At 64.9% G+C, this 14,145-nt stretch carries 14 protein-coding genes and 1 tRNA gene; 6 read left to right on the forward strand and 9 right to left on the reverse strand.

The features are described from left to right. Positions 1-3: 3 nt before the first annotated feature. From KR227_RS04810 to cobC, 3 genes are read right to left on the reverse strand one after another with little or no spacing between them, the layout of a single operon-like run. Positions 4-720: a C4-type zinc ribbon domain-containing protein gene (locus tag KR227_RS04810; RefSeq protein ID WP_218364047.1), complete on the reverse strand. Its 717-nt coding sequence runs from the start codon at positions 718-720 to the stop codon at positions 4-6. A 9-nt stretch (positions 721-729) separates the two neighbouring features. Beyond that, positions 730-1,869 (reverse strand): Nif3-like dinuclear metal center hexameric protein, encoded by a 1,140-nt coding sequence (locus KR227_RS04815; RefSeq protein WP_218364048.1) that lies wholly within the window; start codon positions 1,867-1,869, stop codon positions 730-732. A 48-nt stretch (positions 1,870-1,917) separates the two neighbouring features. After that, positions 1,918-2,946, reverse strand: a complete 1,029-nt coding sequence (cobC, locus tag KR227_RS04820; protein ID WP_218364050.1) for an Rv2231c family pyridoxal phosphate-dependent protein CobC — start codon at positions 2,944-2,946, stop codon at positions 1,918-1,920. A gap of 50 nt (positions 2,947-2,996) precedes the next feature. Here cobC and KR227_RS04825 point away from each other — a divergent pair, with 50 nt between their 5' ends. Genes KR227_RS04825 through KR227_RS04835 form a run of 3 tightly spaced genes read left to right on the forward strand, consistent with a single transcriptional unit; the run spans position 2,997 to position 5,063 of the window. Continuing rightward, positions 2,997-3,656, forward strand: coding sequence for an HAD hydrolase-like protein (locus tag KR227_RS04825; protein ID WP_218364052.1), 660 nt, complete (start codon positions 2,997-2,999; stop codon positions 3,654-3,656). Then, positions 3,640-4,128 (forward strand): low molecular weight protein-tyrosine-phosphatase, encoded by a 489-nt coding sequence (locus KR227_RS04830; RefSeq protein WP_370625169.1) that lies wholly within the window; start codon positions 3,640-3,642, stop codon positions 4,126-4,128. Before KR227_RS04825 ends, KR227_RS04830 begins: the two co-directional genes overlap by 17 nt. 5 nt (positions 4,129-4,133) lie before the next feature. Next, a complete protein-coding gene (locus KR227_RS04835) occupies positions 4,134-5,063 on the forward strand; it encodes an SURF1 family protein (RefSeq protein ID WP_218364056.1) in 930 nt (309 codons plus the stop codon). On the opposite strand, the gene KR227_RS04840 is transcribed toward KR227_RS04835, so the two are convergent. The 4 genes from KR227_RS04840 to KR227_RS04855 form a co-directional block, all read right to left on the reverse strand. Next, positions 5,000-5,974: a CobD/CbiB family cobalamin biosynthesis protein gene (locus KR227_RS04840; protein WP_255549101.1), complete on the reverse strand. Its 975-nt coding sequence runs from the start codon at positions 5,972-5,974 to the stop codon at positions 5,000-5,002. The genes KR227_RS04835 and KR227_RS04840 overlap by 64 nt on opposite strands. 72 nt (positions 5,975-6,046) lie before the next feature. Continuing rightward, the gene (locus tag KR227_RS04845) at positions 6,047-6,991 is read right to left on the reverse strand and encodes a GDSL-type esterase/lipase family protein (protein ID WP_218364058.1); all 945 of its coding nucleotides are present in this window, start codon (positions 6,989-6,991) and stop codon (positions 6,047-6,049) included. Between the two features lie 469 nt (positions 6,992-7,460). Next, positions 7,461-7,533, reverse strand: a tRNA-Val gene (locus KR227_RS04850). A 94-nt stretch (positions 7,534-7,627) separates the two neighbouring features. Continuing rightward, positions 7,628-8,002, reverse strand: coding sequence for a DUF3052 domain-containing protein (locus tag KR227_RS04855; RefSeq protein ID WP_151529262.1), 375 nt, complete (start codon positions 8,000-8,002; stop codon positions 7,628-7,630). A gap of 518 nt (positions 8,003-8,520) precedes the next feature. Here KR227_RS04855 and aceE point away from each other — a divergent pair. Further along, on the forward strand, positions 8,521-11,256 hold the full coding sequence (gene aceE / locus KR227_RS04860) for a pyruvate dehydrogenase (acetyl-transferring), homodimeric type (protein ID WP_218364060.1): 2,736 nt from the start codon (positions 8,521-8,523) through the stop codon (positions 11,254-11,256). 64 nt (positions 11,257-11,320) lie between these two features. Here the strand turns inward: aceE and KR227_RS04865 are convergent, their stop codons facing one another. Then, a complete protein-coding gene (locus KR227_RS04865) occupies positions 11,321-12,340 on the reverse strand; it encodes an alpha/beta fold hydrolase (RefSeq protein ID WP_218364062.1) in 1,020 nt (339 codons plus the stop codon). 37 nt (positions 12,341-12,377) lie between these two features. On the opposite strand from KR227_RS04865, the gene KR227_RS04870 reads away from it, so the two are divergent. Both KR227_RS04870 and KR227_RS04875 read left to right on the forward strand, forming a co-directional pair. Then, entirely contained in the window at positions 12,378-12,692 is a 315-nt protein-coding gene (locus KR227_RS04870) for an acyl carrier protein (protein WP_218364064.1), read from the forward strand. A gap of 5 nt (positions 12,693-12,697) precedes the next feature. Next, on the forward strand, positions 12,698-13,561 hold the full coding sequence (locus KR227_RS04875; RefSeq protein ID WP_218364066.1) for an HAD-IIA family hydrolase: 864 nt from the start codon (positions 12,698-12,700) through the stop codon (positions 13,559-13,561). On the opposite strand, the gene KR227_RS04880 is transcribed toward KR227_RS04875, so the two are convergent. Then, positions 13,558-14,034 carry a hypothetical protein gene (locus tag KR227_RS04880; RefSeq protein ID WP_218364068.1) on the reverse strand — a complete coding sequence of 159 codons (477 nt, stop codon included), beginning with the start codon at positions 14,032-14,034 and terminating at the stop codon, positions 13,558-13,560. The genes KR227_RS04875 and KR227_RS04880 overlap by 4 nt on opposite strands. Positions 14,035-14,145 lie beyond the last annotated feature (111 nt).

Consider the following 14,145-nt stretch of genomic DNA (forward strand, 5'->3'; position numbering starts at 1 on the left):
CCCCTAGCCGCGCTCACGCACCAGGTAGGTGCCACACTCTGGGCAGGTGGGCACGCTATCGCTGGGGGCGGACATGATGGCGGATGCCTGCGCCACCGGCAGGATAATGGAACACCCGCCACAGGTGCGCCCATTAAAGAATGCGGCGCCGAAGGCGGAGGCGCTCGCCGCGAGCAGCCGCAGCGCGTCCTCGGGAAGCTCGGCGCGGATCTCCGTGATGCGCTCCGCATTCGAGGCCTCGGCTGCCTCGGTGGCGTGTTGGGCGGCGGCCACGGCCCGCTCCGCGGCCTCAATCTTGCGGTCCAGCTCATCGGATTCCGCGCCGCTGGCCATGGTGTTCATCTCGGCGGCAGCCACCCGCTGCTCCGCCTCTTGCAGGAGGTTCTGCTGCTCGCCCAGTTTTTGGCGAGTGGAGCGCAGATCGTGCTCAAGATCGCGGCGGGTGGCGGTATCCGTTGACGCCCCCAGGGCCTGCACATTGGCCTTTTCGCGGCGGCGTAGCTTGCGGATATCCGCCTCGATCCGGCTCACTGCCCAGCGCTGATCCTCGGTGGACATCTGCGAGGCGGCGCGAGCATTGCGCTCCTCGGCGCGCTGGGCAAGCAACGCCTCCAACACCTCGCGCTCGGCCTGCTCTTCTTTTTTCAGCGGGCCGGCTCCGACGCGTTCGCGGCGAGCTAATTCGGCGAGCATGGGCTGCAAGTGCGCAGCTAGGCGCATGATTCTCCTCTAGTGGTGGTGCGGGTGTGCGGACATCGTCCACGGATCGGTACGGATGTCGATGATTGTAGTGTCTAGCCCCGTTTCCGTAGCGATCAGCTCACTGACCTGCGCCGTCCAGGGGAACTCGCTGGCCCAGTGCGCGGTATCGATCACGGCGGGACCGCCGGCGCGCAGATACTCGTCCACGGGGTGATGGCGCAGATCGGAGGTGACGTAGACGTCCACGTCTAGTCCGCGCACCGTATCGAGGAAGCTATCCCCCGCCCCGGAGGAGACCGCCACGCGCTGCACGAGCTGCTCGGGGTCGCCGGCGGCGCGAATCCCCCAGGCGGTTTCGGGCAGGGCGTTCGCCACCTGCTGCACAAAATCGGCGAGCCGCATCGGCTCGGGCAGCTGTCCGATGCGTCCCAAACCATAGGCGTGCTCGGGGTCGGTGATGCCGGCGAGCTCGACGATATCGAAGGCCACCTCCTCATAGGGATGGGCCTGCTGTAGCGCGTCATGGATGGCCTGGCGGGCCCGGCGCGGGGCCACGCATTCCACCCGCCACTCCGCGGTGCGCTGCAGGGTGCCCACCTCGCCGTCATAGGGATCGGCGCCGTCTTGGGGCTCAAATTGGCCGGTGCCGGGGAAGCTATAGGCGCACTTGGCATAGTGCCCGATCTCGCCCGCACCAGCGCTAAATAGCGCCTGCTTGACCTGTTCCAGATGGCTTTCGGGCACCTGCACGCCCCACTTATCCAGCCCGGCGGGATCGATCGGCTTGATGGGCCGGCCGGGGCGAATGCCGACCAGCTCGGCGAGCTTATCGTTCACCCCAGGCCGCGCCGAATCGGCGTTGGTGTGCGCCGCAAAAAGCGCCACCCCGCCGCGGATAAGGGTGTGCAGCACCTGCCCCTTCGGGGTGTCGGCGGCCACCGAGTTCACGCCCCGCAGCAGCAGCGGGTGGTGCACGATGAGCATGTCCACTCCCTGCTCCACGGCGCGCTGGGCCACCTCGAGGGTGACATCCAAAGCGAAGCCCACAGAGCGCACCGGCGCTGCCGGGTCACCGCAGATCAGGCCCACCTTGTCCCAGGATTCCGCCAGATAGGGCGGGTAGGCGCGGTCTAGGATGGTGCGGATATCGGCCACGGTATAGCTCATGGGCTCTCCTCAGTCGCTGTGGGATCTCGTCCACCCCAGCGTACGTGCCTAGTCCGTGGTGGTGGCGCAGGCCTCGAGGAAGGCGTCGATAAGCGTGCGCACGGCGGCCTCCTCGCGCACCGCAAGCCGCCAATAGCGCTCATCCAGCCCGGGGAAGCTCTGGCAGGGGCGCACACTAATCCCGTCACGGGCGAGGGCCAGGCGCACCTGCTCGGGGTGGTGGCAGCGCGGCTCGATGAGCATAAAGGGCGCAGGCGAGGTGGGCAGGTGGATCCGCGCATGCGGGGCGAGCAGCGCGCACTGGCGTTGTTTCGCCGCCGCCAGCCGCTGCCGCTCCTGGCGGAGGAACTCCTCGCCCTGGGCGGCCACAGTAAGAAAGGCCCGGTACTGCAGCGTGCTCAGCGGCCAGTGTGGACGGTAGCGCGCCCAGCGCTGAAGAATCTCGGGGCTGGCCACCGCATAGCCGCAGCGCAGCCCCGCCAGGGCGAAGGTTTTGGTGAGCGAGCGCAGCACCACATACTCCCCCGCCGCGGCCTGAGTGATCACGCTCTGCCCATCGCCGGCGATATCCATGAAGGCCTCATCTACCACCACGGTGCGCTGTGGGGCGCGCAGCGCGGCGATCTCCTCGGCGCTGTAGAGCCGGCCGGTGGGGTTGGTGGGATTGCCGAGCACCACCATGTCGGCTGCCGCAGGAATCGGCGGGAGCGAGAAATCGGCGGCGGTCCGACACAGCTCGACCTCAAAGCCTTGGTCGAGCAGCTGGGCGGCGGGCTCGGTGAAACCGGGGCTGAGCACCACGGGATGGCGCGGCTCGCAGCGCCCCAGCAGCGCAAAGCCTTCCGCGGCACCGTTGAGCAGGAGCACATTTTCTGCCTGTACCCCGTGCATCGCCGCGATCGCCTCTTGGGCCTGGGCGGCGAGGCCGTGGTCCGGATAGTCGCGCAGATTATCCACCTCGGCGCGCAGCGGCGCGAGCAGCCACTCCGGGGTGCGGGCGGCGACATTCACCGCGAAGTCGAGCTCCGCGGTGGCCGCGGGCACATCGCCGTGGAAGTGCAGATCATAGAGGGACACAAGCTTCAAGCCTAAAGCATGGCGTGGGTGTTTCTGACAGACTGGACAGCATGAGTTCTGGGACATTTCTGCTGCTCGATATTGATGGCACCCTCGTGGATTCCTTTCGCGGCATCCGCCATAGCCTGCTGCTCGCCCTCGACGAGCTGGGCGTGGAGCACCCCAGCGAGGAGTTCCTCTCCACTATCGCTGGTCCGCCGATGGAGCAGACCCTCGGCCGGCTCGGTCTGGATGAGCAGACGGCGCGCCGTGGCCTGCACGCCTATCTGCGTTATTTTGGCGAGTCGGGCTGGTCGATGTCGCAGCCCTACCCCGGCGCGCTGGATTTTCTGCGCCGCGCCGCCGCCACCCCGGGGCTGACCGTGGCCACCTGTTCGAGCAAGGGCGAAGGCTTTGCTCGCCAGACCCTGGAGCACTTCGACATGATGGAGCATCTCGCCTTCCTTGGGGCGGCCGAGGAGCACGGCACCCGCCGCACTAAGATTGCGGTGCTCGACTATGTCATGGACCGCCTCGAGATCGATCCGCAGCGCGACACAGTGGTGCTGGTGGGCGATCGCATCCACGATTTTGAGGCAGCCAACGCCCGGTCGATCGATTCCATCGCGGCTGAGTGGGGATATGGGCGCCCGGACGAGTACGCGGCGGCCACCCACTCGGCTTCCGATTTTGCAGCCACCGAAAGGATTCTCAGTGACTACTTCAGCTAAGCCCCACATCGTGTTCGTCTGCACCGGCAATATTTGCCGCTCCCCCATGGCCGAGGTCATCGTGCGCGCCGCAGTCGAGGATGCGGGCATGGCCGACGCCGTCGAGATCTCCTCCTGCGGTATCGGCGGCTGGCATAGCGGCCAACAGGCGGATCGTCGCGCCCGCGCCGAATTGGCTGCGCATGGCTATGATGGCGAGTCCCATCGCGCCCAGCAGCTGAATAGTGCGCTTATCGACGCCGACCTGCTGATCGCTCTCGACGATGGCCACATCGATGACCTTCTCTCCCAGGGCGCCGCTGAAGAGCGCATTCGTTTATTGCGCTCCTTTGATCCGGACTCCGCTCCGGGGGCCATCGTGGAGGATCCCTATTATGGCGGCAGCGAGGGCTTTAGCATCACCCGCAGACAGATCGAGGCGGCCACCCCGGGCATTGTGGACTGGGTTCGTCACGCGACTTCGCTAAGCTAAGCACCGTGTCTGGACATAACAGCGCCGAAAGCAGCCGCAGCTCTGCGGGCCTGAAGGCTTTTCTCAATCCTGGCTGGGTGATCGCCGCCGTCCTTGTGGTGGCCTTCACCTATCTTGCTATTGCGGTGCTCGCACCGTGGCAGCTGGGCAAGAACTCCGATACCAATGAGCGCAATGAGCAGCTGGATGCCGCTTTTGCGGTGGAGCCGGTGGACTATAGCGAGCTGGTGGACTCCACCGGCCGCATTGATCCGGCAGATGAGTGGCATCGCGCGATTCTGCGCGGGCACTATCTCCCCGAGCACGAGGTGCTTTTGCGTATGCGCCCTGTCGGCGGCGGCCCGGCCTTCAACGCGCTGACCCCCTTCGAGCTGGATTCCGGCGAGGTGGTGCTGGTCAATCGCGGCTATGTGCCGGCCCGCAATACCGAGGTGCCCTCCATTGCGCCCGCGCCCAACGGCGAGGTGACGATCACCACCCATGTGCGCGTCAATGAGCCCACCCCCACCCAGGAGCCGATGTTCGATCAGGGCTATGAGCAGGTATGGGGCATTAATACCGAGCAGATAGCGGAGCTCACCGGACTGCCGCTGGGCCGCGATTTTGTGCAGCTCACCGCGGATCAGCCGGGGGTGCTCACCGCCCAGCCGCTGCCCTCAAAGGAGAGTGGCCCCTATCTCTCCTATGGTTTGCAGTGGATTGCCTTTGGCATCATGGCGCCGCTCGCGCTGGGCTATTTCATCTATGCCGAGCTGCGGGAGCGCCGCCGCGATGAGGAGGAAACGGAGCACACCTCCGCCTTGGATCCGCTCTCTCAGCCGCAGCCCTATCTCAGCGACACTCCGGCCACGCCGAGCCCGAAACGGGCCCGCTATAGCGAGAAGCGCCACAGCGCCTTCCAGCGGCGCGCGGAACAGGACGAAGAGCGCTTCTGAGCCAGCAGCACCGCCCCGAGCGCCGCGAGCGCCTGGGTGCGCCGCGCCAGCTGTACTGCCGCCCGCAGGTCCTGAGCCTGCGGCGGCGACCCGGCCCCCAAGTGGGGCCGGTTTTCTGTGCCATGGGCATAGACGGTGGGCCCGCCCAAGCGCACCCCGAGATAGCCGGCGGCGGTGGACTCCACCACCCCGGCATTGGGGCTGGGATGCTGCGGGGCCTGCTCCCGCCAAAAACGCAGCGTCGCACGCCCCCGGCCGCGGGTGGCGGCCAAGGCCACGTGCAGGGCCCCATTGATACGGGCGGGGATATAGGCAACGACATCATCGACGACTGCGGCGACGCGCCCGAAGCGGAGATAACGCTCGGAGCGATAGCCCACCATGGCGTCGAGGGTGTTAATCGCGCGGTGCGCGGCCACCAGCTCGGGGCGGCCGGTGGCGGCGAGCACCAGCGGCACCACCGCGGCATCGGAGGTATTCTCCGCCAGGGATTCGGTGCCGGCGCGGGCCATGGCCGGCAGATCAAGCAGCGCGGGATCTCGGGAGCAGAGCCAAGGGATCCAGGCGCGGGCGCTCTCGCTCTCGCCGGCCTCAAGGGCATCGGCCAAGCTGCTGCCGACGCGCTCGAGGGTGGTGCCGCCGAGACTGGCCCATAGCACCGCCGCCATGGTGAGCTCCGGGGCGCGTTTCGCCGCCGCGTGCGTCGCGAGCACCACAGGGGCCAGCGCCGCGCCCCAATAGAGGGCGCCGCGGGCCACCGAGTCGGCATAGAGGTGGCGCTCCAGCCACAGCGCATAACGGCCGAATAGCGCCACGGGGTGCCCGCGCTGCGGATCGCCGATGATCCGGTCGGCGGCGACCCCAGCGATAATGCCGCAGGCGCCGGCGCGGCCGTGCATAGGAGCAGTCATAAGCGTCTAGCCTACGACAACCGCCCCCACACCATGCAGGGCGTGGGGGCGGTGGCAGGCACTCAGAGCGACTTAGCGCAGCTTATTGGCCACGATGTGGCCCATAGCCTTGGTGCCCTGGACGGTCGGGTGGTTCGGCAGCGGCCCGATCACCGGGTCCGCCACGCCGGCGACCCAGCGATCCTCATTGCGGGGAGCGCAGGTGCCGTGGCCGATGCTCTCGGGGTAGATATCCACGAAGTTCATGCCAGCGAAGTGAGCGGCATTACGCAGGGAGTCGCGGAACTTCTCCTGCACCTGGGTGGCGCCCGGGGTGGCGATGGGGTGCAGCACGTTCTGCTCGTTGTAGAGGCAGACCTGATCGTTGGTGGCGAACTCGGGGTAGGACACCAGGGAGACGCGAGCGTTCGGGGCCACCTGGCGGATGCGGTTAGCGGTCTCGCGCATGGTCTCGCGGAAGAGAGTGGAATCCGGGGTGGGGATATTGGCCATGTCCATGCCGGCATCGACCCACTGCAGGGTATCGAGGCCGCCGTACATCATGGCGACTTCCTTGGTGCCGGGGCCGATGGATCCCTGCTGGATGGCGAGCTCCAGGTAGGCGCGCAGCTGAATGACGGGGGCGCCGCCGGTGCCATTGCAGGACCAGTCAGCGAGGGAGTAGCCGAGGTCGCGGGCAGCGGTCTTGGGCCAGTTATCCATATCGGTGGCGCAGTTCGGCACCAGCGGGCTCTGTGCGGGAGCCAGGCCACGCGGGCCACCCTTACCGGCGTTGGCGGTGAAGGAGTCACCGAAGGTCACCATCTCCTTCTCCCCCGAGTGAACCGGCTGGAAGGGCAGGCCCGGTGCCGGCGGCAGTGCCGGGGCAGCAGGCAGACCCGGGATCTGCGGCACCTCCGGCAGCGGCGGCAGCTGCGGAAGCTGGGCAGAGGCCACGTTGGCGGAGCCCAAGCCGATGGTGGCCACAGTCACCGCGGCGACGGTGGCCTTAAGGATGGAGGAGGAGAAACGACGCATAACTCACATTTCCTAAGAATATGCAGCCCCCGCCCAGACTGAACTACCCCTCAGCAGAAGCTGAGAAGAGCGCTCATCGAGGCGGCCGAGACTGCACGGCGGTCATATTGACACCCTCGCCACGAACCCGACGGGAACGCAGCACAGAGGGTTTTAAATCACGTGTTGAGGATAGATCATAGATAATCGTGACACAACCGTTATCTAGCGCGGCACGCAGCGACACGGCCGCTACGCCCTTATTTTCTTCTCAGCCCCACAGAGGCCATTCCCCCAGCGCATTGCCCCTTTTATTAATGACCGTAGCGACGGTGACACAGCAGCTATATAGCTGCTAAAAATAAACTTTCTGCAACACCCTTTTGGATTCAAAATTCCCAATTTTCACACCCGCCACATGCGCCACAGCAAATTTCCCCCACACATACACACAGCCCCACCGCACTACTGCGATGGGGCTGTGAATCTGTGCGCCCTGACGGGCTCGAACCGCCGACCTGCTGGGTGTAAACCAGCTGCTCTTCCAGCTGAGCTAAAGGCGCGCACGCTCACCATTGTGAGCTGTGTGGACACAGTAGCACAGCCCGAGGACAATCCTTAAACAATGCCCTCTAGCTGCGCGAATGAGAAAAGAAACTAGCGCTTATAGCCGCGCTGTACCAAGCAGGAACCCTGCCAATCGCCGAGGCGCTCTGCCTTGGTTTGCACCAGCCCGGCGAGCTGCGCGGATTCCGCGATCACGCCCGGCTCGATGGTGCCGGGCTGGCCGGCGCCGGGAGTCAGCAGCCACACTGCGCCACTGTCGGCGAGGGAGCGAAGGGAGTCTACGAGGCCGTCGACTAAGTCGCCGTCCTCTTCACGCCACCACAACAGCACGACATCACAGAGTTCATCAGTGTCTTCTTGGAGGAGCTCGGCGCCGATAGCGTCCTCGAGGGCCTCGCTGATCGTGCTGTCCGCATCCTCGTCCCAGCCGACTTCTTGGATAATGTCGCCGGTCTTTACATCCATCAGCTGGGCATAGCCTGCTCCGCTGTTGTTTACGGCGCCGGGGGCGTCGCCCACTGGGTTGGTTCCTTCCTGAGCTTTAGTTGAGGTCACCCTTCAGAGACTACAGCCCTGAGAGCCTTTTATCTCATCCCAAACTAAAAAAGACCCTCCCGTGCCCACACGTCCCACCACTAGCGCGGGGCCGCACCCCCGTTCACTACACACAGTGCGGACCCGCGCGCCGCTCTTGTTCTGCGGCCGCCATGGGGCCACTGTGTGGCGGCGCGAGGCGCTTAGCTGCACAAAGAGCATGGCCAATCTGCAGGCACGAAGCATAAAAGGCGGCGGGGCGGCGTCGATAAGCATTGTGCACAAAAGGATCAGTGGAACGCAGTGCCATGCCACCGCGGATTGATCCGTATTCTAGTGAGTAGACAGAGTCTCCGCGGACACCCCATTGCGCCGCTGCGCGCCCCCTTTTAGAGGGTGATGGGGCATTCGACGAAGGAACAATTTTTTGACCCTAGGAGGTTTAAGGCATGGCTTCCACCGCCGGCGACAGCTCTCAAGACCAAACAAACTTCTCCCTCATTCGTGATGGCGTCGCGTCCTATCTCAATGACGTGGACCCAGAGGAGACCCGCGAATGGCTGGACTCCCTCGATGGCATGCTCGCGGAGTCGGACATCACGCGTGCCCGCTTCCTGATGCTGCGCCTGCTGGAGCGCGCCAGCGCCCGCCGCGTACCGCTGCCCTCATTGACGTCCACGGACTACGTGAACACCATTCCCACCAGCATGGAGCCGGAGTTTCCCGGCGATGAGACCATTGAGAAGCGTTATCGCCGCTGGATCCGCTGGAACGCCGCCATCATGGTGCACCGCGCCCAGCGCCCCGGCATCGAGGTGGGCGGCCACATTTCTACCTATGCCGGCGCTGCCCCGCTCTATGAGGTGGGCTTCAACCACTTCTTCCGCGGCAAGGATCACCCCGGCGGTGGCGACCAGATCTTCTTCCAGGGCCACGCCTCCCCCGGCATGTATGCCCGCGCCTTCCTCGAGGGACGCCTCAGCGAGGACGATCTGGATGGCTTCCGCCAGGAGGTCTCCCGCCCCCAAGGCGGCATGCCCTCCTACCCGCACCCGCACCTGATGCCGAATTTCTGGGAGTTCCCCACCGTGTCCATGGGCTTGGGCCCGATGAACGCGATCTACCAGGCTCGCTTCAACCGCTACCTGGAGAACCGCGGCATCAAGGACACCTCCGATCAGCATGTCTGGGCCTTCCTTGGCGATGGCGAGATGGACGAGCCCGAATCTCGCGGCCTCATCCACATGGCTGCCTTGGACAACCTGGACAACCTCACCTTCGTCATCAACTGCAACCTGCAGCGCCTCGACGGCCCGGTGCGCGGTAATACCCAGATCATTCAGGAACTCGAGTCCTTCTTCCGCGGCGCCGGCTGGTCCGTGGTGAAGGTCGTGTGGGGCCGCGAATGGGACAAGCTCTTCGAAAAGGACAAGGAAGGCGCCCTGGTTCACCTGATGAACCACACCCCGGACGGCGATTTCCAGACCTTCAAGGCCAATGACGGCGCCTATGTGCGCGAGCACTTCTTCGGCCGCGATGAGCGCACCGCCAAGCTGGTCGAGGACATGAGCGATGAGGAAATCTGGAACCTGCGCCGCGGCGGCCACGACTACCGCAAGATCTATGCCGCCTTCAAGCGCGCCATGGAGACCAAGGATCGCCCCACCGTGATCCTGGCGCACACCATTAAGGGCTACGGCCTGGGCCACAACTTCGAGGGCCGCAACGCCACCCACCAGATGAAGAAGCTCACCGCGGAGGATCTGAAGAAGTTCCGCGATAAGCAAGAAATCCCGATCTCCGATGAGGAATTGGAGAAGGATCCCTACCTGCCGCCGTACTACAACCCCGGCCCGGAGTCCGAGGAAGTCAAGTACATGCTGGAGCGCCGCAAGGAGCTCGGCGGCTTCCTGCCTGAGCGTCGCGATAGCTACCAGCCGCTGAGCGTTCCGCCGATCGAGAAGCTGAAGTCCGCGCTCAAGGGCTCGGGAAAGCAGAAGGTCGCCACCACCATGGCGATTGTGCGCATCTTCAAGGATCTGATGCGCGATAAGGAGCTGGCTCCGCACTTCGTGCCGATCATCCCCGATGAGGCCCGCACCTTCGGTATGGACTCGTGGTTCCCGACGCTGAAGATCTACAACCCGCACGGCCAGAACTACACCCCGGTGGACCATGACCTCATGCTCTCCTACCGGGAGGCCACCGACGGACAGATCATGCACGAGGGCATCAACGAGGCCGGTTCCATGGGCGAATTCATCGCCGCCGGTACCTCCTATGCCACCCACGGCGTGCCGATGATCCCGCTGTACATCTTCTACTCGATGTTCGGCTTCCAGCGCACCGGCGACTCCATCTGGGCAGCGGCGGACCAAATGGCCCGCGGCTTCCTGCTCGGCGCCACCGCCGGCCGCACCACCCTCACCGGCGAGGGCCTGCAGCACATGGACGGCCACTCCCCTGTGCTGGCCTCCACCAACCCCTCGGTGATCTCCTATGATCCGGCCTTCGCGTATGAGCTGGCCTATATCGTCCGCGAGGGCATCGACCGCATGTACGGCGAGGGCCGCGGCGAGGATGTGATCTACTACCTCACCATCTACAACGAGCCGACCTCCCAGCCGGCCGTGCCGGAGAACCTCGATGTCGAGGGCCTGCTCAAGGGCATCTATCTCTTCGACGATGCCGAGGATGCCGAGCACTCCGCGAATATTCTCGCCTCCGGTATCGGCATGCAGGCCGCGCTGAAGGCCCAGGAGATGCTGCGCGAGAACTACGATGTTGCCGCCAATATCTACTCGGTGACCAGCTGGACGGAGCTGGCCCGCGATGGCCAAGCCTATGAGCTGGCCGCGCTGCGCCACCCTGATGAGAAGCACGAGAAGCCCTTTGTCAGCCGCGCGCTTGCCGACGCCGAGGGCCCGTTTGTGGCCGTCTCGGACTTCGCTACCGCTCTGCCGGATCAGATCCGCAAGTGGGTGCCCGGCGACTACACCGTGCTGGGTGCCGATGGCTTCGGCTTCTCGGATACCCGCCCGGCAGCCCGCCGCTACTTCAATATCGACGCCGAGTCCATCGTGGTCGCCACCCTGGCCGCGCTTGCCCGCGAGGGCAAGGTAGACGAGGACGTCGTGGCCCAGGCCGCACGGGAGTATAAGCTCGACGATCCCACCGAGGCCTAAGAAGCACACACGCCCCCATGCCGCTCACGCGGCATGGGGGCGTTGCTGTGTGTTCCGGAGAAAACTAGTCGAGAGCCTCGATCAACTCATCGATGCAGGCGCTGAGCAGCTCCGGCTGCTCCAGCGGCAGCATGTGGCCGGTATCGGCCACGATCTTCAACGTGGCATAGGGCCATACCTCGTGGATCCGCTCGGACTGGCTGACTGGGGTAAAGATGTCCTTTTTGCCCACCAGAATGAAGCCGGGAATCCCCCGCAGGTACTGGGCGGCGGCGAGCTCTTCGTGTTCCTGGAGATCGTCGAAGAAGCCCACCAGCGTGGCCAAGGGGGTATGGCGAATCATTTCCGCATGGAACTCCACGATGGGGTATTCGATGTCGTGCGCCTTGAATACAGAGGTCGCCAGCGCCGGGCCGAGCAGCTCGCTCATGGAGTCACGATATTTTTGCACCACCTCGGGCGCGGCCTCGACGGCGTTATAGGCCATATCCGCGATCGGCGAGGCCAGCACCTGCGGCACGCCCTGGGCGGAGAAGGAATCGATGGCGGTATCGACGAGCACGAGTCCCTTGATCCGCCCGGCGAGGTGCTCGTGATAGCGGCGCAGCATATTGAACACGACGAAGCCGCCGAGGGAGTGCCCGACAAGGATGAGCGGCTCGTCCTCGGTGCGGGCGCTGATGGCGGCATAGACATCATCGGCGGCGCCGGAGATGGTGCACAGCCGAGGATCCACTTCCCCCGTCTCGCCGTGCCCGCGCAGGTCCACGGCGAGGCTGCGTATCCGCGGATAGCGCTCGCGCAGGTGATCGATCTGCAGGAAGAAGGAGTCGGCGGTGAGGGTGAAGCCGTGGACGAACACGACGGTGGCGTCGGGGTCCTGCTCACAGCCGAGCTGATAGTACTGCACTGCGATGTCATCGACATCGACGGTGCCCGTGGCGGTGGGGTTGGTCAGCCCGGGGGCGTGCTGGTCTGAGGCGTGGCGATAACGGCTCTCGCGGAGCTTCTTTCGCCCGCTGGGGGTGAGCCGCCACACCATGGCTTGGGTGAGCTGTTCAAAGCGGCGGGGAACGAGATCCATAAGTGTCCATCCTAGTCGCACCGTTAAGCTAAGAATCATGAGCCAACTAGGAGAACAGCTTGCCCGCGCCTTGGGCGCGCAGCCGGCCGCGAGCGAGGAGCCCGAGGACACCTCCGATACCCGTACCCAGATCACCCGCCTCATCGCCCGGGTGAAGGACATGGACCGGGAAGCCGTGGACGTCGATGCCGACTTCAGAGAGGATCTCGGGTTCTCGCGACTGGAGCTGCTGGAGCTGGCGCTGCGGGTAGAACAGGCCACCGGCCTGCAGGTAGGCGACGAAGACGCCTTCACCTTCAGCACCGCCGCCGAAGTGATAGCCGCTGTGGATAAGCAGAACAGGGCACAATAGGAGCTATGACTGCTCATATTTCCTTTTTGACCGACATGGACGGTGTCCTCATCCAAGAGGGCAAGATGATCGACGGTGCCGATAGCTTCATCGCCGAGCTCGAGTCCAATGAGATCGAGTACATGGTGCTCACCAATAACTCGATCCACACACCCCGCGATCTCGCGGCCCGCCTGCGCAATACCGGCCTGGAGATCCCCGAGGAGCGCATCTGGACCTCGGCGCTGTCCACCGCCCGGTTCCTCTCCAGCCAGGTGGGCGAAACCACCGCCTTCGTGGTGGGTGAATCCGGGCTGACCACGGCCATGCACGAGGCCGGCTGGATCATCTCCGACAAGGAGCCGGAGTATGTGATCCTGGGTGAAACCCGCACCTACTCCTTCGAGGCGATCACCCGCGCCATCCGCCTGATTCGCGATGGCGCCAAGTTCATCTGCACCAACCCCGATGTCACCGGCCCCTCCCCCGAGGGAATTTTGCCGGCCACCGGCGCCGTTGCCGCGCTGATCACCTCCGCCACCGACCAAAAGCCCTACTTTGTGGGCAAGCCCAACCCGGTGATGATGCGCAGCGCCTTGAATGAGCTCGGTGTGCACTCCGAGTCCACCGTGATGATCGGCGATCGCATGGATACCGACGTCAAGTGCGGCCTCGAGGCCGGTATGCGCACCGTCCTGGTGCGCTCCGGTATTTCCGATGATCTCTCGATCACCAAGTTCCCCTACCGCCCCACCAAGGTGGTGGATTCGGTCGCCGATCTGGTGGGTCACACCCTGGATCCCTTCGAGGACGGCTTCTACACCGATGGCGCCAAGAAGTCCTCCACCGCCAGCTCCGACAAGAAGAAGGGCTCTAAGAAGAAGAACTAGGCCGAGACAATCCGCACGCTCGTGCTGACCTGTGCACTGAGGCTCTCGCCGAGCTCAGTCAGGGCAGTCGCGAGCGTGTCTAATTCTGTGGCCGTGCCGCTGAGTAACTGAGAGCAGCTGACAGTGCGGCTACGCGGGTCACTCTGCCACTGGGTGCACCAATTCGCCTCATAGTCCACGGTGGCGCTGGCCGGCACCGCCGGCTCCGAGCGCAGGTGAGTATAAAACAGTTCCTCCACGGCCATGCGCCGGGAGCGAGGCAGCCCCGCGATATCCACGACGGCGATCTGAATATCATCCACCCGGGGGCTAGGAAGCGCCCGCAGGGCTGGCCGCAGCGCGGCGCGGTGGGCGAAGTGATGGCAGGTAGCGGGGAAGGTCATGGTGCTGGCTCGTTTCTTCTCTGCGGGACCCAGCTCGCCGTGCAGCACGGTGGCGCTGGCGAGCAGGTGGCGTCGATAAGCAATGGGCAACCCCGCGGTGCGGGTGCCCTAAGACGAGGTACGTCTTCCCCAACGACCTCTCATGGTGGCGCGGCACGTGGCCGCGCGTCTAGAAGCAATAGTGCTGAAAAAGAGAGCACC

The organism is Corynebacterium sp. TAE3-ERU30 (assembly GCF_019209925.1).
GTDB lineage: Bacteria > Actinomycetota > Actinomycetes > Mycobacteriales > Mycobacteriaceae > Corynebacterium > Corynebacterium megadyptis.